The sequence below is a fragment of the Microbacterium sp. C5A9 genome, from assembly GCF_022627955.1.
Classification (GTDB): domain Bacteria; phylum Actinomycetota; class Actinomycetes; order Actinomycetales; family Microbacteriaceae; genus Microbacterium.
The window spans coordinates 59770-77124 of record NZ_JABXGD010000006.1; the positions used below are offsets into that span (position 1 = coordinate 59770).

A 17355-nucleotide genomic window follows, 5' to 3' on the forward strand; every position below is an offset into this window, starting at 1 on the left:
GCGCGCTGCGCGGGCCGCTGAGGCTGCGGGACAGCGAGAGGCGGCGCGGGCACGTGCGGAGGCATTCGCGGCCTCCCGGGGCATTTGAGGCATCGTCAGGGGCGGGGCACCTGAAGCTCCGGCAGGCGGGGGTCGTCTAGCTCGAAGCTGAGATGGCCCTGCTCTGCGGCGTCGATACAGACGACGGCGTCGATGCGCCGGATGCATGCGATGTCTAGAAGGTTGATGGCCTCGGCCCTCGTGTAGGACGTGAAAGACCCTGCGGTTGGGTGCGCCTGTAGTCCGACGATCCAGTCTTCGGCGTTTTCGCACTCATCGAGGGTGGCAAGGATTGCGGACTCACTCTCGCCGGTCTCGTGCTCGGCGGCGACCATGGCGTCGTCGCATGCCGGGCTCACGCTGACGCTCGTGCTGCACGCAGTCAGCCCTGCGAGAAGCCCGAACAGCACAGCCATGTGTCCAACTCGTTTTATGAATTCAGTATGGCGGGATGCAATCGCTGCCTGCGGGGCGAGCACGCCGGGACGCTCGGCCACTAGTAGCCTCGTGATACTCACAAGGGGGATATACATGTCGCATGACTACGACGTCGCGGTCACCTTCGCTGGGGAGGACCGAGCCTTTGTAGAGGCCGTGGTCGCAGAGGTGAAGGCTGCCGGATTCACGGTGTTCTATGACGAGGACGCGAAGTCGGAGATGTGGGGCGTTGACCTGCCCGAGTTCTTCGCGGACATCTACGAGCGCCGCGCTCGATACGCGATGATGTTCGTCTCGGTGCACTATGCGGCGAAGCCGTGGACCCGCCTCGAACGCCGAAGCGTGCTGGCGCGAGCGATGCAGGCATCCTCGCCTTATCTCCTCCCCGTTCGCCTGGACTCCACGGAGCTGCCCGGAGTGCGATCCACCATCGGCTACCTAGACGGGCTCAGGGAAACGCCCACGGGCGTGGCGAACGCGCTCAAAGCCAAGCTGGGGGTTCCCGCGACCTCCGGCGAGCGGAAGTTCAACGGTCGAGTTCCGCGCACGGATACAGAGTTCGCGACGATGTTGGGCGAGCGGCCCCCGGCGTGGGAGTACATCGCTCTTGCCTACTGGCTACGTGAAGGAGTCGATGCGCGCCAAGACGAATTCAACGACCATCGCCTCCGGTTTGCTCTGCCCACAGACACCATCGCTGAGGAGTCTCTCATCACCTTTGCCCAGTCGCAGCAAGCTCAACTGCTCGCCTTGACGCAAAGCTTCGAGGACCTCCTCCTCGGTCCAGCCCAAATAACAGCCTTTGGCGAACCAGGCGTGCAGGGCGACCCCGTTCTCATCAAGCACTTGGCGTCACGGATGATTGCTGTATATCAGGCGTTCCTTGACTGGTCTCATCGAATTCGGAGCACGGCGGCTCGAACCGAGGCGGGTCGGGAACTGCTCTATGCGCTAGCCGAGTATGCGGCACAACCCATCGAAGCCATCCACGCTTTCGTTGCCGAGTACAACCAGAACATGGATGAAATCTCGGCTCGGCTGTTGGCCGGAGAGAACATTAACCTGACGATGCCGATCAAGTTCGACATCTCCAAAGCGGTGAGCAAGCGGTACCACGCTGCTCTAAAGGCCCACGCCCGACGAAACCGCTGAGGAGGGAACAGACATGGATGAGCAGTGGGTGAAAGAGCGGCTGGAGTGGTGGATCGAGACCGCTCGCGCGGCAAGAGTCTCCGGGTATTACAACGGGAAGAACACGACTTACGGATTCACCCGCGCGGACAACAGACACTATGGCGAGCTGAGAGACGCGTCGGCGCAGGTGCACGCGATTATCAAACGTGTCTTGGGTCGCACTGACGTCCCGAGCATGATGAATCGGTCGGATAAGTCCTACTTCCTCGAAGAGGGCATCGAGTTTGCAGAGCATGCTCTCGCGGTAGTGAAGACGCGAGCAGAGACTCGGGCGAAGCTCGGCACTAACGCACCCACGATGAAAGCGGACGCGCTACATCCGACCATATGGAAAGCAGCGTCAGGGCGCTGGGAGTCAGGGCACTACTCAGATGCCGTGCAGCGAGCCGCTACAGCTCTCAGCGGCCACGTGAAGGACCTCACGGGGCGCTACGAGCTGGGAGACGGGGACCTTGTCTCACAGGCGTTTTCGCCCTCTCCTGCCCAGGAGGGAAAGCCGCGCCTCCGGTGGCCAGGGAACGATGACGACCTGACCGTGAAGTCGATGCGCGTCGGAATCCTCAACATGGCTCAGGGGGTCTTCTCCGCGATCCGGAACGTCACCACTCATACGACGGATGACCTCCCCAAGCAAGAGGCTCTGGAGCAACTCGCGACGCTGAGCATCCTCGCGCGCTGGATCGACAAGTGCGAGCTGGTCACGAGCTAGAGGCTGAACCGCGATTTCAGGACGCGGTAGTCCACCGCTGACGCTGCGGATGCCAATCCAACGCTTGCCAGCCCGGCAGTTTTCGGAACTCGGCTTGCACGGCGGGAGAGATATTTCGACGACCGACCTTCTGGATCAGCGCAAGGTCATCCCCTACTTCGTGGGCGAGGCGATCACGGATCATGCGATAGCGCGCATACCCCGCTTGATTGATCTCGTCTTGAATCAGTCGCAACAGTACTTCCGCGGCTCCGTGTGCATCCATGGTTCGACTGTATCGGCGCAGGACGGGCCTAATTCTGGTGGTCTATGTGTTGAGCGCCCGATACACGCTGGCGCGGCTGATCTCTTCCTTGTTCACGATGCGGTCAATCGTCCAGCCCTGAGCGCGGAGCGCCCGCACCGCCTCTACCTTCTCGGGACGCAGGGCCGTCTTGGGGCGCGGCTTGCGCTCCCCCTTCGCCGCGAGCGCTGCGCGACCCTCTGCGGCGCGTTCCTTGATGTTCTCGCGCTCCCACTCCGCGATGCTGAGCATGATGTTGCGGAGGAGCTTGCCAGTGATGCCATCGAACTGCTCTCCCGCCTTCAGGCTGCGGACGTGGATGCCCGCTTCCTCCAGCTCTTCGAAGGTCTGGAGGGTGCCCAGCACGGTACGGCCCAGGCGGTCGAGCGAGGACACGACGACCGTGTCGCCGGGACGGGCCACGCTCAGCAGAGCTTTCAGTCCAGGGCGGTCCATCGTCTTGCCGCTCAGCTTGTCCTCGTAGATGCGATCCTCGGGGATGCCCTCATCGTGCAGCGCCTTCGTCTGGCGCTCGTAGGACTGCTGGACTGACGACACGCGGCGGTAGCCCCACAGGTATCCGGTCGCTGCGCTCTCGCTATTACTCATGTGACGAGTGTATCAAGCGCTGTGATTGTGACGCAATAGATGAGATGTATCTCAGGTGCCGGGTTTGCACGCGCCGCTGAGATGGTTTCGAGGCGTCTCGCCGTGGTCTCAGCTAATAAGCCCAATGAGACACAACTACGAGGTGTGGCCCGATGGCGTGGTTACGAACTCGACGGGCGCATACGTTCTGCCAAACCTGCATCGGAATGATGCGAGTACGTCGAGCTGGGCAACGTCGGCCACCCACAGGCGCGGCTCGTCGTGGCGTCCGCTGCCCTCGCGCCAGGCGTCGAGCTTCGAGCCCGACCACCATGGACCGGCTGAGGAGTCGGCGTAGCGGTACAACTGCGGCGGCACAGTCTCCAAGGGCTCATAGTCCTCCACTGCAAAGTCGAGCACGGGATGACCACCTACCCACTCTCGACCGACGACGACGAGATCGACGGCAACGGGGCCGACCGCGCGCAGGGCATTGAGGAGATCCGGCGTCGGCGTCTCTCGCGAGTGCTTCACGGCGAGCACGGCATCGACCACGTCGTCGCGGCCCAGAGGTCGTGCGTCCGTGGAGACTAGCTGCATGGTGAACGGAATCAGCGTCACGTCTCCTCCGTCCGGATGATCTGGGCGACCCTGTGGCGCGAGATCTCGAAACGCGCGCCAATAGACGTCAGTGTCCATCCCTCTGCGCGCAAGGTGCGCATCTCGTCATGGTCTCTGAGCGAGAGCTTTCGGCGAGGGGCTGCAAGGCCATCGCGTTCGAGAATCCGGCCAAGGGTGCGGGGGGACACGTTAAAGACCTCCGCGATGGGGCGGAGGGGAAAGCCTGCGCGGCGCAATGCAGCCGCCATCGCCTCGCGCTCGGCAGAGAGTGCCCGCGGCTTGCCAGGACCGCGACCGGCCCTCACGTCTCGACTCCGAACAGTGAACGCGCATGGTTGGTCTCGGCGTTGTTCATCGGGGCTTCGAGTACTCGCCCCTCACGCTCGACCAGCCTGACAACGTGCCCGGTGCGTTCATGCACGAGCGTGAAGTCCGGCATCACGAGGACATCAGCATCCAGGGGCACGCCCGTGGTCATGGTGCCCCCGACGCTAACGACCCTCACCCCGTTGATAGACGGCTCGCTGAGAGCATTCATCGTGCACCCCGCGGGAACCGCCAGCTCATGATGTCCTCGATGAGCGCGTCGGTGAGGCCCGACAGCTCACGCAGGCGTCCCTGAGGATCGAGCGTGAGGACGTGCAGCACGCCGTTAGGCTCCACGGCATACATGGTGTCCTTGCCTTTAGCGGAGCTGAAGGCGATGTGCCAATCTGCCGGGATCGACACCTTCGACCCGTCGAGGTAGATCGAGACCCTGGGGGCCGATGCGGGCACGCGCGGCCGGTCAGTGAGGTGGGCGTCCTTCACGGAGTCAAGGTGCGCCTGAGCCCGCGGTGAGGGCCGTCCAGGCCCGATGGTCACCGTTATCGGCTTCGCGCGGCTCGGGGGCGGCTCTGGGGTCTTCTGCGGCTGCTGTGGGGCGCTGTACGCCTCGGGGTGGGCTACCCACGGCGCTCGCGGGTGGATCTTCCGTGCGGCGTGCTTCGGCTTCATGATGCTGCTTCCAGGTGGTTGGTCCGACCCTCCGCGTGGCTATCCATGGCCCCGGGTAGGTTGTGGCGAAGGGTCGGAGCTGCGGGGCTTATGGGGTTGAAGCTGCCGCTCGGGCCAGCTTGGCGAGGCCGCTCAGCGTGAGAACCGCGAACGCCTCATCGATGCCGCGTCCGCCTCTCGTCTGCACGAGGGCCGTCACGGGATAACCCGCCATCGCTGCGGTAGCGCGTGCCGAATCGAGATCTGTACTGAGTCGATGGTTACCGCGGGCGGAGACATCGACCCAGACGCCAGGGATACCTGTCACGTCGGGCACGAGCCCCGCGTCCAGGGCTGTGCTGATCTTCGAGTGGATCGGGCTCGGCTCGGCGTCGAAGCCTTCGGAGCTGAGGTAGTACGCAGTGAGGCTGCGCAGGCTCTCGTTGAGGCGGCGGCTCTGGTTGCCGGTCGGAGTGGTCATCGTCGGTCACCGCCCTGCCCCGGCTCCCGGGCCCCGTACGCCCACGCCAACCGGGTCCCGCCCTCATCCAGGGCCTTCCGCTGCTCTTCTGCTGCGGCGATGGACGGATCGGGCGAGGTGCTGATGATCGTGGACGTCGGAGCTGCGGGGCCGAACTTCTTCTCGACCGCGGCGAGCGCTTCCGCGCGGGCCTCCGCGGTCGGCTGCGACCATGCCTCGCGGCGTGCCTGCTCTCTGAGTTCGACCCACTGCGAATCGCCCCATTCGTTCCACCGCTGGATGTCCGCGGGTGCCCGACCCGGGCGGAACCGGATCTCGCCCCATCGGTCGAGCTGCGCGGCGTCCTCTCCGATGAGAGACATCCAGGACCTGCCGGATGCCGAGAAGGACGCCGCGATCATCTCAGCGGTCGCGATAATGGTCTCGCCCGCGGTCGTCTGGTGAGCCGCAGAGAGGAGCCCGCGTCCGGTGGCGATGCTGATGCCGGTTCGCAGGACGTGGAACTCGTCGCCAGGTCGAATCGGCAGGGCCGCATCTTTGTGCGCGGCCACCTCTGCGCGAAGACGCTCCAGTCGATCCCGGGGGCTCTCAATAGTGTTCGTCACGCTCTAACCTCTATTTCTCGATTCGAGTTATCGGCCATCTGCCGGATGTGGTCGGCCCAATCACGCCGGTTGCGGCGCTCCAAGACGTCGATGATCGCGGCAGCCACCTCGGGGTGCTCGCGCACGGTCGTGCCCAGAACTTTGAGCGCGTCGTTGGCGTCCTGGATGTTCTCTGCGATGTCTGCGCCCAGAGTGTCCAGAGGTGCGAGCGCCGTAAGCACTCGGGCCTCTGCCTGTCCGGCGCTCAGGGCGAGCTTGTGGTCCCCTTTGGCCTCGGCGGCTGCTCGGGTGTCTCGTGCATGATCTGCGACCTCCAAGAGGCGCGATGCCATCGTGAGGCCAGGTGCTCCCTCTACTTCCGCCAGTGCGGCCTGTGCGGCTGCGGAGAGGTGGTCTCGGACATGGCGTCGTACTGACTCGGGTGCCAATCCGCGCTGCCCCGCTACGCCCCGGATCGATGAGGTGCCGGAGGTGAGATCAAACTCGATCTGTGCACGGTCTGGATGCGAGCACAGCACACAGCGACGGCCCGGTCGGGCTGGCATGTGTGCGATGGCTTCCATATCAGAACATATCGACCGCTTCGAGATTTACGTGCGAGATGCGGCCCGATCAGTCGAGCGCCCCGCTGCGGAGGAGGTCATCGAAGTCCAGGGGCTGCTGACAGACGCCGGTTGCTTCCCAGGCGCGACGGCGGAACGCTCCCGCCTCCAGGTCGTGGATGAGCGACAGGGCGTCTGCATCCCCGGCGTGCACGGACGCCCACAGGCGGGAAGCGGTGTTCGTGCCGTTCGCACTAACGCGTTCCTTCGTGATGTAGTCCACGGCGACGCTGAGGTCCGTCACCACGCGAACGTGCTGCCCCTGAGGCCCGGCGTCGATGCCCAGCCGCTCGGCCTGCTGGAGGAAGCGCTCACGAAGCGATAGCGCGAACGCGAGAGAATCCTCCCGGCTCTTCGTTTCTGAAAATACGATCAGGCTGTGAGCATGCACGTGCCATGCTGCGTCACCCCACTTCGGCTCGATGGCTCGTGCGCTTCCGGCTACGCCCCTGCGCTTCAGCCAGCCGCCCTTCAGGGTCGCTGCGAGCACACGAGAGAGGTCACCCCACTGCGGCCTGAGCGCCCTACCGGGCGTGCTGGCGATGGTGGCCGTCCATAGGAGCATGGTGCCGTGGTGCTGGCTTCCCAGCGCGCTCATGAGGTCGCGTCGGTGCTGGCTGGCCCGGCCTGTCGAGCAGACGGCGCAGAGCGCCAAGCCGCACCTGTGGCCGACCTGCCCGCACTTGCGGAGCTTGCTACGGAGCGAGTAGACCCTCTGAGTCGCGTTTAGCGCGTAACGCGCATCATGTGCGGTGCCTACAGTTACCGTGTCTTGATGGAATGAACACCCCCGCGCTCGCTGGAGGAGCCGCGCGCAGCGTGCGTCGGCGCGCTCGTGCCGGGCTCCGGATTCGACCGTGATGGGCACTCTCCGCACTGGTCTCAGGCGGGGTGCGTCGAGTAGCATCGACATGAGATCAACCTCTTCAGCCGCCTCAGTCCACTGCAAGGACGGGGCGGCTTTCTCGTGCGCGCCCACGTGCGGGTTCGAGGCCGAGGGTACCCCCTCCAGCGCCGTCCGTCTACATCGTGCGATATACGCGCTAACCTGGGGTTTTCGGCGCGTCGCGCGCTAACTGTTTGTCTACAGGGTTCTCTACAGACCGCGGGCGACTCATCTCCGATGATCGAAGCCTCGAACAGCCCTTCCGTGTCCATCTCGTGTCCAAAGCGATTGCCACGAGGTACCCTGAAAGCCGCAGGAGGGCGATCTCGTTTCAAGAATTAGACCCGAACGACACCCACAACTGGGTACGGTGATGATTCTCAGTTGTGAGACGCGACCGCGATCCGCCGTCAGAGGACGGCGAGGAGCGGCACCAGCTCGGCGAACGCGCGGGCGCGGTGGGACTGCGACTGCTTCTCGTCGGCGGTGAAGTCGCCGACCGTTCGCTCCTCCCCCGCAGGCTGCCCGTCGGGGATGAAGATCGGGTCGTAGCCGAAGCCCCCGCCTCCCGACGGCTCGGACGCGAGCCTGCCGGGCCAGGTGCCGACGACAACGTGCTCCTGACCGTCGGGCGTCACCAGAGCGATGGTCGAGGTGAAGTGGGCGGTGCGGTGCGGATCCGCGATGTCGCGCAGCTGATCGAGCAGCAGCTCGAGGTTCGCGGTGGCATCCTTCTTCTGGCCCGCCCAGTACGCCGAGAACACCCCCGGCGACCCCCCGAGCACATCCACGCAGATGCCCGAATCGTCGGCGAGCGCCGCGAGCCCGGTATGGTCCGAGGCCGCTCGCGCCTTGATCAGTGCGTTCTCGGCGAAGGTGATGCCGTCTTCGACGGGCTCGGGACCGTCGTAGCCGACGACCTCGAGGTCAGGACGCGTCGCCTGCACGATCTGCTGGAACTCCGCCACCTTGTGCGGATTGTGGGTGGCGAGGACGACCTTCATCAGCCCGCGAGCGCCTTCAGCTGCTCGTCCTTCAGGTCGGCACACCCGGCGACGCCGAGGTCGAGCAGTGCGTCGAGTTCGCGCTTGTCGAACGGCGCACCCTCGGCGGTGCCCTGCACCTCGACGAACAGCCCACGACCGGTCACGACGACGTTCATGTCGGTCTCGGCGCGGACGTCCTCGACGTATGCGAGATCCAGCATGGGTTCGCCGTCGATGATACCGACCGACACCGCGGCGACGGAATCGAGCAGCGGCGTCGCGTTCTTGCCGATGAACTTCTTCTCGCGGCCCCACTCGATCGCGTCGGCGAGTGCGACGTAGGCACCGGTGATCGCCGCGGTGCGGGTGCCGCCATCCGCCTGCAGCACGTCGCAGTCGATCACGATCGTGTTCTCACCGAGCGCCTTGGTGTCGACCACCGCGCGCAGTGCGCGCCCGATCAGTCGCGAGATCTCGTGTGTGCGACCGCCGATGCGTCCCTTGACGCTCTCTCGGTCGTTGCGGCTGTTGGTCGCGCGCGGCAGCATCGAATACTCCGCCGTCACCCATCCCTTGCCCTTGCCGGTGAGCCAGCGCGGGACGCCGTTGGTGAACGAGGCGGTGCAGAGCACCTTGGTGCCTCCGAAGCTGATCAGCGCGGATCCTTCGGCGTGGCTGCTCCAGCCGCGCTCGATCGTGATCTCGCGGAGCTGGTCGGTGCTGCGGCCGTCGGCGCGGACGATGCTGGTCATGGAGTTCCTTCGTGTGAGGGGTGGAGCGCGGATGCCGCAGGGCGCACGACGTCGACGGGTGGTTGTGGAAGCGTGATGACACCGGTCTGCACGAGCTGCACGTCGCGCACCTCGCGGCCCATGAGCCTGTTGGCGAGCGCGGTGAACTCGGTCGCCGATGCGCCGGTCGCCTCGTAGACGTACGAGGCCGTCGCATCGGGTGGAGCGAGCAGGTCGCCCCTCACGAGCTGGCGATAGACGTCGCCGGCGGTCTCGTCATCACTGGAGACGAGGGTGACGCCCTCGCCCATCACGTAGCTGATGGCGCCGCGGAGGAACGGGTAGTGCGTGCAGCCGAGGACCAGGGTGTCGACGTCCGCCTCGCGCAACGGGGCGAGGTACTCCTCGGCGGTCGCGAGGACCTCGGGGGTTCCGGTGATCCCCCCCTCGACGAACTCGACGAAGCGAGGGCACGCCGCGGTGAAGACCTCGAGACGCTCGTTCACCTCGAGCATGTCCTGATAGGCGCGGGAGCCGATGGTCCCGACGGTGCCGATCACCCCGACCCGACCGTTGCGGGTCGTGGAGACGGCGCGGCGCACGGCGGGTCCGATCACCTCGACGACCGGCACGTCGTAGCGCTCGCGGGCATCGCGCAGCATCGCCGCGGACGCCGTGTTGCACGCGATCACGAGCATCTTGACGCCCTGGTCGACCAGCGTGTCGAGGACTTCGAGGCTGTAGCGGCGCACGTCGGCGATCGGTTTCGGGCCGTACGGCGAGTGGGCCGTGTCGCCGATGTAGACGAACGATTCCCGGGGCAGCTGGGCTCTGATGGCGCGAGCCACCGTGAGTCCGCCGACACCGGAGTCGAAGATTCCGATCGGGGCGTCGTTCATGACTCCCCAGCCTACCCGCGCGCACCCCGCCCCGCGCCCAGCAACCCGAGGGGGTGTCGTCACTAAGCTGAGCGCATGACGACGTCCACGGCGCTGCTCACCGACCGCTATGAACTCACCATGCTCGCCGCCGCGCTGCGCGACGGCACGGCGTCGCGACCGAGCGTGTTCGAGCTCTTCTCCCGGCGCCTGTCCGGAGGTCGGCGCTTCGGCGTCGTCGCCGGCACCGGCCGTCTGCTGTCGCTGCTGCGCGAGTTCCGGTTCGGAGACGACGAGCTGCGGTTCCTCCGCGACAACGACGTCGTGGATGCGGAGTCGCTGACCTACCTCGAGAACTACCGCTTCACGGGTTCGATCCGCGGCTACCGGGAGGGCGAGCTGTACTTCCCCGGTTCGCCCATCCTGACCGTGGAGGGCAGCTTCGCCGACGCCGTCGTGCTCGAGACCCTCGCCCTCAGCGTCCTCAATCACGACTCCGCCGTGGCGACCGCCGCCTCGCGCATGAGCATCGCCGCCGGTGAACGCCCCCTCGCCGAGATGGGCTCCCGGCGCGCCGCAGAGCAGTCCGCCGTCGCCGCGGCACGAGCGGCGTACATCGCCGGCTTCGGAGCGACCAGCAACCTCGAGGCCGGACGCCGCTGGGGCATCCCCACGATGGGCACCGCCGCGCACTCCTGGACGTTGCTCCACGAGACCGAGGAAGAGGCGTTCCGTTCGCAGATCGCCAGCCTGGGCACAGACACGACCCTGCTCGTCGACACCTACGACATCCGCGCGGGTGTCGAGACCGCCGTCCGGGTCGCGGGCACCGGGCTCGGGGGTGTGCGCATCGACTCCGGCGACCTGCCGATCGTCGCCGCCGAGGTCCGGGCACAGCTCGACGAGCTCGGTGCGACGTCGACGCGCATCACGGTGACGAGTGACCTCGACGAATACGCGATCGCCGCACTCGCGGCGTCTCCCGTCGACGCCTATGGTGTCGGGACGTCGGTCGTGACCGGATCCGGCTACCCCACCGCGAGCATGGTCTACAAGCTCGTCGCACGGCAGGATCCGCGCGGCGCGTGGGTCGGCGTCGCCAAGGCCTCGGCCGACAAGGCCTCGCACGGTGGCCGCAAAGCGGCGTTCCGCACCCTGGTGGACGGTGTCGCCGACGCCGAGACAGTGGTCGTGTCCGACGGCTTCGAAGAGCTCGACAGTCCGGCGGAGCATCCCGACGGACGGCCGCTGCAGACGACCTTCGTCGAGGCCGGCGAGATCGACACGGCTTACGAGGGCCCCGACGGCACCGCATCAGCTCGGAAGCATCACCTCAAGGTCCGCGAGGAGCTTCCCGTGCGGGCACTCGCTCTCAGCAAGTCGGACCCCGCGATCCCCACGGTCTACGTCGACGCGCGCTGACCGGGAGATTCGCCACCGCTCCGGTCCCCGGAGAGGCGACTCCGAGGTCGGTCGCCGAGTCCTCGGGATGGCGGTCAGCCCACCATCGACTCGTAGATCTCCTTGCACGTGGGGCAGATCGGGAACTTCTCGGGGTCGCGCCCCGGCGTCCACTTCTTGCCGCACAGTGCACGCACCGGCTTGCCGGTGATCGCCGACTCGAGGATCTTGTCCTTCTTCACATAGTGAGAGAAACGCTCATGGTCGCCCGGCTCGAGGTTCTCCTCGCGGAGAAGCTCTTCCAGTTCGCGATCAAGCGTTGCCACGCCGCCCTGATCGGGGCTGTCCAGCGGAGTACTCATCCCGTGAGTCTAGCCGTGCGACGGCCCCGTGGGGCGGTGCTCACGCAGTCTCGACGAACTCCATCAGCCGCTCGCCCCCGCGCTCGAAGATCCGGCCTCCGACGGCGACACCGGTCGCCGCGACGCCCAGGCCGGTCGCAAGCCCTGCCCAGAACGTGGCCGGCGCATACGCGGACCCGTCGATCATCGTGAGCGCCAGGAGCCAGCCGGTGGGGATGCTGACGACCAGAGCCCCGAGGAACGCTGCGGCAGGACCGTAGACACCCCGCGATGTCGGGCGCTGCGGTTGCTGGAACGGGCTGTCACCGGGTCGCGACACGGCGTAGGGCGCGAGAGCCGAGACCACACTGGAGAAGCCGAGCGCCGACAGAAGCAGGCTCGCGGCCAGCCCCGTGAGCGGAAGCAGGAGGCGCCAGTCGTCGATCCACAGCAGGGTGAGAGGCACGGCGATGGCGAGCACCGGCACCGAGACGAGGAGCACCGGCACGAGACGCCCGAGTCGGTCGGGAACGCCTCGGACGCCGCTCGCCACGTGCGTCCAGAGCGCCGTCGAGTCATAGGCGACGTCGTTGTGCGGAAGCCAGCCGAAGAACAGCGCCATCACCGGGACGGGAACGAGCGCCGCGATCTCGAGCGGCACGCCTGCCACGAGCAGCGGGAGAACGGTCAGCACACCCGCGACGGGCACGACGATGAGATTCATGATGTATCGGCGATCGCGCAGCCAATAGACGAGGCTGCGCGCGGCGATGGCGCCGAAGGCGTTGGACGGCAGCAGGCCGAACCAGCCGAGACCCGTGCGCTCGCGCGAGGCGAGAGGACGTTCGGTGGTCGTGAGCAGCCGACGGACGAGCCAGCTCCAGATCACCCACAGGAGCACAGCGGTCGCGACGGCGATGACACCGCTGATCCAGGCCCCGGACTCGTCTGTCGCCACGGCGAACATGAACCACGACGGAGCAGCGAGCGGTGTGAGCCCGACGGTCGCGGTCAACGCGGCGACCGCCGCCGGGACCTCGCCGTCCCACTTCAAGGAAGCGAGGAAGACCGCGACGGGGAATGCGATGACGATCACCGCGAGCGCGAAGATCGCCGTGAGCTCTCGCGACCTGCGCTCCGGCAGCAGCACCGCGTTCACCGCCATGCCGATGCGCGCCGCGAGCAACGTCGACACGACCGCCAGCACTGTCATGAGCACGGCGAGGGGCCACGGCGCACCGAGGTGGATGGCGACGACGCAGACGCTGACGTGCACCGAGAGCACGGCCGCGCTCGGCACGCTGACGAAGGAGGCGAGGGCGAGGATCCACGGCATCTGCCGCTCATCGACACCGAACACCGCGAAGCGTCGCGGATCGAGCTGGTCGGTGGCTCCCACGAGCACGGGGCCGACGAGGAAGCCGAGCAGCAGAGCACCGCTGCCCAGAACGATCACCGATCGCGCGACGGCGACCGGCGCATCATCGAGGCTGAGGATCGCAGTGCATACGACGACGGTGATCGCGACGACGACGGCGAGCATGACCAGGGTACGCACCCGACGTTCGCCGCGGAGCGCACCGATCAGGAGCGCCGCCCTCAGTCGGAGAACGTGTGCAGCCACTCGAGCCCCTCCACCTCTCCGATGCCGCCGGAGAGCTCGACGAACCGCGCCTCGAGCGTCTGCCCCGCTCGCACCTCGTCGATCGTCCCCTCGGCGAGGACGTCGCCGCCCACGATGATCGCGACCCGCGAGCACACGCGCTCGACGAGGTCCATGCCATGACTCGACAGGATCACCGTGCCACCGTGTGCGACGTAGGCGCGCAGAATGTCGAGGATCACGGCCGACGACACCGGGTCGACCGCCTCGAAGGGCTCGTCCAGCACCAGCACACGCGGTGAGTGGATCATCGCGCCGGCGAGCATGATCTTCTTCGTCATACCCGCGGAGTAATCGGACACGACGCGGTTCAGCGCATCGCCGAGGTCGAAGGCGCGCGCGAGGTCCCCCACACGCTTCTCGATGACGTCGGATGCGAGACCGCGGAGAAGACCGTAGTAATGGAGCAGCTGGCGACCCGTGAGCCGATCGAAGGTGCGCAGGCGATCGGGGAGGACTCCCATCATGCGCTTCGCTGCGAGCGGCTTCACCCGCTGATCGACGCCGCAGATCACCACGTCGCCGCTGTCCGCCCGAAGAAGACCTGCCACGATCGACAGGGTCGTCGTCTTTCCGGCGCCGTTGGGACCGACGATCCCGTAGAACGAGCCGGCGGGCACCGTGAGGTCGATCCCGTTGACGGCCGTGTGGTCACCGAAGCTCTTCACGAGCCCCCGGATGCGGATGGCTTCCGTGCCGGACGCGACATCTCCGGTCGGAGCGGCTTCCTCACCTGCTGAGGAGTCGGCGTCCACCTGCTCGTGCTCGTGGATGCCCGCGTCGATCGCCTCGCTCGGCGCGTCGCTCTCGGCATCCGCGTCGACGGCGTCCTGAGCCGTCTCGGATCCCGCGACCACGGTCTGCTCGACAGACGTCTCCTCGACGGGCTGGGCCTCGACGCCTTCCGCCTCCACAGCCTGCTCAGCGATGGGCCGCTCCTCGACGGGAGCCTCCGCCACGGGGTCTTCGACGGGAGCATCCGCGACGGGCTCCTCGGTCACGGGCTCCTCGACGAGAGCTTCGACCGTGGGCTCCTCGACGGGAGCCTCGGTCACGGGCTCCTCGACGAGAGCTTCGACCGTGGGCTCCTCGACGGGAGCCTCGGTCGCGGGCTCCTCGACAGGAGCTTCGATGACGGCCGCCTCTTCGACCGGGGTGTCGGCGCGAGCCGTGAAGTCGTCGGGTCCGATGCCTGTCGGGTCGACTGCCGTGGTGTCGACCGCCGCGGGATCGGTCTCCGCAGACGCTGCCTCCGCCTTCGCGAGTTTCGCCGCCTCCGCCTTCGCCGCTCTGGTCGCCGCAGCCTTGGCCGCGGCCGCCTTCGCGGCAGCGCTGCGCGCCGATGCGGTCCGCGCCGTGTTCTTGGCCGCGGTCGACTTGGTCGCGGCGTTCCGCTCCGCGGCCGCCTTCGCCGCGGCGGTCGACTTCACCGCCGTCGTCTTGGAAGCGGTCGTCTTCGCAGCCGTCGTCTTCGCAGCGGTCGTCTTCGCCGCCGTCGTCTTCGGCGCAGCCGCCTTGGCGCCGGTCGCCGTGCGTGCAGCCGCGGCCTTCGCGGTCGGAGAGGTCGCCCTCGCCCCGCGCGCGGGTGTCGTCCGTGCGGAGTTCTTCGCAGCCGCCGCACGCGCCGCGCTGGCGGTGGGCTTCGTGGCAGCAGTCTCTTCCGTCTGCCTGACGACCGGTTCGATGACCACCTCGCCGGTGGCGGCAGCCTTGTCGGCGGCAGCGCGGGGCGGCGTACGAGAGGACACCGCCTTCTTCGCGGGCGCCTTCCGGGCCGTCGTCTTCTTGGTGGGCGTCGACGCAGGGTCGGCCACCTCGTCGGGGCGGTCTTCGGGGGAGGCAGTCACCGTCCTACGGTATCAACGGGGGCCGACTTTCTTCGGCTCTCCGAAACAATTGGCCGTAGGTCGAAAGCCATCTCGGCATATCAGTCAAACCCTCTCGACGAATCTGAGCGTTCGGTGTGTACTGGATCACGAAACGGCAACGGGGCCCTCCGCGCCCGGATCTTCCCAGGCTGTGTCGCTAGCATAACTCTCGGCACGACGAAGTGTCTGATCGGTGAACCGATCGTGAACACAACTTCCTTTAGGAGCACTCGTGACTCTTCAGACCGTCATCCTCGCCGCAGGTATGGGCTCACGCCTGGGCCGCGCGCTGCCGAAGCCGCTGACCGAGCTGAACGACGGGCGCACCATCATGCGCCAGCAGCATGACAACATCCGGGCCGCCTTCGGCTCCGACGCGCGCATCACCGCCGTAGTCGGCTACCGCGCCGAGACGATCATCGAGGCGTTCCCCTCGGTCAACTACGTGCACAACGAGCGCTACGACGAGACCAACACCTCCAAGAGCCTGCTCCGCGCCCTGGGCGCGACGGGCCGTGGCGGTGTGCTCTGGATGAACGGCGACGTGGTCTTCGACCCGATGATCCTCGGCCGCGCCGCGGCGTACATCGAGCGCGATCAGTCGTTCGTCACCGTCAACACCTCCAAGGTCAGCGACGAAGAGGTGAAGTACACGGTCACCGCCGAGGGCTTCATCAAGGAGCTGTCCAAGACCGTCAAGGGCGGCCTCGGCGAGGCCGTGGGCATCAACTACATCTCCTCCGCGAACAAGAAGGCGTTCATGCGCCAGCTGCAGCGCGTCGAGGACCAGGACTACTTCGAGCGCGGCCTCGAGCTCGCGATCGCCGAAGACGGCCTCCTGCTCGAGCCGATGGACGTCTCCGACCTGTATGCGGTCGAGGTCGACTTCGCCGAAGACCTCGAGCGCGCGAACCTCTTCGTCTGATCGTCGCTCTCGATAGCCCGGATCCCGTGAGGGACCCGGGCTATCGGCGTTTTCGCGGCATCCGTTTCTAGGATCGATCCATGGCACCGAAGATTCACAAGATCCACTCCCTCCCCGACGATGCTCCGTGGGACAGGGGCGTGCCACCCGTCGGCTCCACAGAGCATCCGCTCATGGTCCGCGGGCTCGATCGCGTGCTGTCCATCCAGCGCCCACTCGTGCTGGCCCACATCCGCAGCATCCGACTGCGCAACCCGCACGCCACACCCGCAGAGATCATCCGGATCCTCGAGCGGCGCTACCTCGCCGCCGTGACGACCGGTGGTGCCGCTGTCGGGGCCACGGCCGTCGTGCCCGGGATCGGAACCGGCATCACACTCGCGCTGTCCGGCGTCGAGACCGTCGGCTTCGTCGAGTCGACCGCGCTCTTCGCCCAGTCCGTGGCCGAGGTGCACGGCATCGCGGTGTCCAACCCCGACCGCGCCCGAGCCCTCGTCATGACCCTCATGCTCGGCAAGGAGGGAGTCGCCCTCGTCGGCCAGCTCGCCGGGCAGGCGACCGGACGCGGCGGATCCCGTTCCTCGTACTGGGGAGAGATGGTGACCAAGTCGCTTCCTCGAGCGGCCGTGGGCCCCCTCGTCGACCAGCTCAAGAGCATGTTCGTGAAGCAGTTCGCCGCCAAGGGCGGCGCATCGTTCATCGGGAAGGCTCTGCCGTTCGGAGTCGGGGCCGCCGTCGGCGGCGCCGGCAACCACATCCTCGGCAGGCGCGTGCTCACCACCTCTCACCGCGCCTTCGGGGCGCCTCCCCTCGATCTGCCCCTCGAGCTGGAGCCGGTCGACGGCTCCGAGAAGCTGGAACTGCGGATGCTGCACGGGGCGCAGTACGTCGGTGGCGCGGTCGCCGGCGCTGCGGGGACCGCCGCGCGCGGAGTGGGCTGGGCCGGACGCAGGATCGCATCCGTCGGGCGCGTCCGGCGGAAGGGCACCCCCGAGATCGAGTCGGCGGGAGGCCACGACTTCCCGACCGAGGCGGGATCCCCCCGACCTGACGTCGAGAGCGGTGACGCCACCGCGGCGAGGTGAACCGAGCACTCGACACCCGCCAAAGGATTCCGCGACCCGTTGTGGCGAGCATCCAA

The 17355-nt window shown here is 67.0% G+C and carries 21 protein-coding genes; 5 read left to right on the forward strand and 16 right to left on the reverse strand.

The window, feature by feature from the left end; translation table 11 throughout:
* Window positions 1–95 precede the first annotated feature (95 nt).
* Window positions 96–455, reverse strand: coding sequence for a hypothetical protein (locus HWD99_RS12175; protein ID WP_241796490.1), 360 nt, complete (start codon window positions 453–455; stop codon window positions 96–98).
* 115 nt (window positions 456–570) lie between these two features.
* Here HWD99_RS12175 and HWD99_RS12180 point away from each other — a divergent pair, with 115 nt between their 5' ends.
* Together HWD99_RS12180 and HWD99_RS12185 are read left to right on the forward strand one after the other, a co-directional pair.
* A complete protein-coding gene (locus tag HWD99_RS12180) occupies window positions 571–1629 on the forward strand; it encodes a toll/interleukin-1 receptor domain-containing protein (protein WP_241796491.1) in 1059 nt (352 codons plus the stop codon).
* A gap of 13 nt (window positions 1630–1642) precedes the next feature.
* Complete coding sequence (locus HWD99_RS12185; RefSeq protein ID WP_241796492.1) at window positions 1643–2380, forward strand: TIGR02391 family protein; 738 nt, start codon at window positions 1643–1645, stop codon at window positions 2378–2380.
* A 16-nt stretch (window positions 2381–2396) separates the two neighbouring features.
* Here HWD99_RS12185 and HWD99_RS12190 read toward each other — a convergent pair whose 3' ends face one another.
* The 12 genes from HWD99_RS12190 to murI all read right to left on the reverse strand — a co-directional run bounded on the left by HWD99_RS12190 (window position 2397) and on the right by murI (window position 10037).
* Entirely contained in the window at window positions 2397–2645 is a 249-nt protein-coding gene (locus HWD99_RS12190) for a hypothetical protein (RefSeq protein ID WP_241796493.1), read from the reverse strand.
* 42 nt (window positions 2646–2687) lie between these two features.
* Window positions 2688–3272: a recombinase family protein gene (locus HWD99_RS12195; RefSeq protein WP_241796494.1), complete on the reverse strand. Its 585-nt coding sequence runs from the start codon at window positions 3270–3272 to the stop codon at window positions 2688–2690.
* Window positions 3273–3407: 135 nt separating this feature from the next.
* Window positions 3408–3872, reverse strand: coding sequence for a hypothetical protein (locus tag HWD99_RS12200; RefSeq protein ID WP_241796495.1), 465 nt, complete (start codon window positions 3870–3872; stop codon window positions 3408–3410).
* A 301-nt stretch (window positions 3873–4173) separates the two neighbouring features.
* The gene (locus HWD99_RS12205; RefSeq protein WP_241796496.1) at window positions 4174–4350 is read right to left on the reverse strand and encodes a hypothetical protein; all 177 of its coding nucleotides are present in this window, start codon (window positions 4348–4350) and stop codon (window positions 4174–4176) included.
* Between the two features lie 56 nt (window positions 4351–4406).
* Window positions 4407–4682 (reverse strand): hypothetical protein, encoded by a 276-nt coding sequence (locus HWD99_RS12210; RefSeq protein ID WP_241796497.1) that lies wholly within the window; start codon window positions 4680–4682, stop codon window positions 4407–4409.
* A gap of 274 nt (window positions 4683–4956) precedes the next feature.
* On the reverse strand, window positions 4957–5328 hold the full coding sequence (locus tag HWD99_RS12215; protein WP_241796498.1) for a hypothetical protein: 372 nt from the start codon (window positions 5326–5328) through the stop codon (window positions 4957–4959).
* Window positions 5325–5933, reverse strand: coding sequence for a hypothetical protein (locus HWD99_RS12220; protein ID WP_241796499.1), 609 nt, complete (start codon window positions 5931–5933; stop codon window positions 5325–5327). The genes HWD99_RS12215 and HWD99_RS12220 overlap by 4 nt, the downstream gene beginning before the upstream one ends.
* A complete protein-coding gene (locus tag HWD99_RS12225) occupies window positions 5930–6265 on the reverse strand; it encodes a hypothetical protein (RefSeq protein ID WP_241796500.1) in 336 nt (111 codons plus the stop codon). The genes HWD99_RS12220 and HWD99_RS12225 overlap by 4 nt, the downstream gene beginning before the upstream one ends.
* 280 nt (window positions 6266–6545) lie before the next feature.
* Window positions 6546–7025 carry a hypothetical protein gene (locus HWD99_RS12230; protein WP_241796501.1) on the reverse strand — a complete coding sequence of 160 codons (480 nt, stop codon included), beginning with the start codon at window positions 7023–7025 and terminating at the stop codon, window positions 6546–6548.
* Between the two features lie 806 nt (window positions 7026–7831).
* Window positions 7832–8425, reverse strand: coding sequence for an RdgB/HAM1 family non-canonical purine NTP pyrophosphatase (gene rdgB, locus HWD99_RS12235; RefSeq protein ID WP_241796502.1), 594 nt, complete (start codon window positions 8423–8425; stop codon window positions 7832–7834).
* Window positions 8425–9159 carry a ribonuclease PH gene (rph, locus tag HWD99_RS12240; RefSeq protein ID WP_241796503.1) on the reverse strand — a complete coding sequence of 245 codons (735 nt, stop codon included), beginning with the start codon at window positions 9157–9159 and terminating at the stop codon, window positions 8425–8427. The genes rdgB and rph overlap by 1 nt, the downstream gene beginning before the upstream one ends.
* Window positions 9156–10037 (reverse strand): glutamate racemase, encoded by an 882-nt coding sequence (murI, locus tag HWD99_RS12245; protein WP_241796504.1) that lies wholly within the window; start codon window positions 10035–10037, stop codon window positions 9156–9158. The genes rph and murI overlap by 4 nt, the downstream gene beginning before the upstream one ends.
* A 75-nt stretch (window positions 10038–10112) precedes the next feature.
* Here murI and HWD99_RS12250 point away from each other — a divergent pair, with 75 nt between their 5' ends.
* Window positions 10113–11438 (forward strand): nicotinate phosphoribosyltransferase, encoded by a 1326-nt coding sequence (locus tag HWD99_RS12250; protein ID WP_241796505.1) that lies wholly within the window; start codon window positions 10113–10115, stop codon window positions 11436–11438.
* Window positions 11439–11512: 74 nt separating this feature from the next.
* On the opposite strand, the gene HWD99_RS12255 is transcribed toward HWD99_RS12250, so the two are convergent.
* Genes HWD99_RS12255 through HWD99_RS18690 form a run of 3 tightly spaced genes read right to left on the reverse strand, consistent with a single transcriptional unit; the run spans window position 11513 to window position 15268 of the window.
* Window positions 11513–11779 (reverse strand): DUF3039 domain-containing protein, encoded by a 267-nt coding sequence (locus HWD99_RS12255; protein ID WP_028503536.1) that lies wholly within the window; start codon window positions 11777–11779, stop codon window positions 11513–11515.
* A gap of 40 nt (window positions 11780–11819) precedes the next feature.
* Window positions 11820–13382, reverse strand: coding sequence for a hypothetical protein (locus HWD99_RS12260; RefSeq protein WP_241796509.1), 1563 nt, complete (start codon window positions 13380–13382; stop codon window positions 11820–11822).
* The gene (locus tag HWD99_RS18690) at window positions 13358–15268 is read right to left on the reverse strand and encodes an ABC transporter ATP-binding protein (protein ID WP_241796511.1); all 1911 of its coding nucleotides are present in this window, start codon (window positions 15266–15268) and stop codon (window positions 13358–13360) included. Before HWD99_RS18690 ends, HWD99_RS12260 begins: the two co-directional genes overlap by 25 nt.
* A 253-nt stretch (window positions 15269–15521) precedes the next feature.
* Here HWD99_RS18690 and HWD99_RS12270 point away from each other — a divergent pair, with 253 nt between their 5' ends.
* Together HWD99_RS12270 and HWD99_RS12275 are read left to right on the forward strand one after the other, a co-directional pair.
* A complete protein-coding gene (locus tag HWD99_RS12270) occupies window positions 15522–16214 on the forward strand; it encodes an NTP transferase domain-containing protein (RefSeq protein ID WP_241796512.1) in 693 nt (230 codons plus the stop codon).
* Window positions 16215–16294: 80 nt separating this feature from the next.
* The gene (locus HWD99_RS12275; protein WP_241796513.1) at window positions 16295–17299 is read left to right on the forward strand and encodes a hypothetical protein; all 1005 of its coding nucleotides are present in this window, start codon (window positions 16295–16297) and stop codon (window positions 17297–17299) included.
* The last annotated feature ends 56 nt before the right edge of the window (window positions 17300–17355 follow it).

Bases quoted from the DNA above. Each gene is read 5' to 3' on its own strand.
- HWD99_RS12175 (WP_241796490.1), bottom strand. From the start codon at position 455: ATGGCTGTGCTGTTCGGGCTTCTCGCAGGGCTGACTGCGTGCAGCACG.
- HWD99_RS12180 (WP_241796491.1), top strand. From the start codon at position 571: ATGTCGCATGACTACGACGTCGCGGTCACCTTCGCTGGGGAGGACCGA.
- HWD99_RS12185 (WP_241796492.1), top strand. From the start codon at position 1,643: ATGGATGAGCAGTGGGTGAAAGAGCGGCTGGAGTGGTGGATCGAGACC.
- HWD99_RS12190 (WP_241796493.1), bottom strand. From the start codon at position 2,645: ATGGATGCACACGGAGCCGCGGAAGTACTGTTGCGACTGATTCAAGAC.
- HWD99_RS12195 (WP_241796494.1), bottom strand. From the start codon at position 3,272: ATGAGTAATAGCGAGAGCGCAGCGACCGGATACCTGTGGGGCTACCGC.
- HWD99_RS12205 (WP_241796496.1), bottom strand. From the start codon at position 4,350: ATGACCACGGGCGTGCCCCTGGATGCTGATGTCCTCGTGATGCCGGAC.
- HWD99_RS12215 (WP_241796498.1), bottom strand. From the start codon at position 5,328: ATGACCACTCCGACCGGCAACCAGAGCCGCCGCCTCAACGAGAGCCTG.
- HWD99_RS12225 (WP_241796500.1), bottom strand. From the start codon at position 6,265: ATGGCATCGCGCCTCTTGGAGGTCGCAGATCATGCACGAGACACCCGA.
- rdgB (WP_241796502.1), bottom strand. From the start codon at position 8,425: ATGAAGGTCGTCCTCGCCACCCACAATCCGCACAAGGTGGCGGAGTTC.
- rph (WP_241796503.1), bottom strand. From the start codon at position 9,159: ATGACCAGCATCGTCCGCGCCGACGGCCGCAGCACCGACCAGCTCCGC.
- murI (WP_241796504.1), bottom strand. From the start codon at position 10,037: ATGAACGACGCCCCGATCGGAATCTTCGACTCCGGTGTCGGCGGACTC.
- HWD99_RS12250 (WP_241796505.1), top strand. From the start codon at position 10,113: ATGACGACGTCCACGGCGCTGCTCACCGACCGCTATGAACTCACCATG.
- HWD99_RS12255 (WP_028503536.1), bottom strand. From the start codon at position 11,779: ATGAGTACTCCGCTGGACAGCCCCGATCAGGGCGGCGTGGCAACGCTT.
- HWD99_RS12275 (WP_241796513.1), top strand. From the start codon at position 16,295: ATGGCACCGAAGATTCACAAGATCCACTCCCTCCCCGACGATGCTCCG.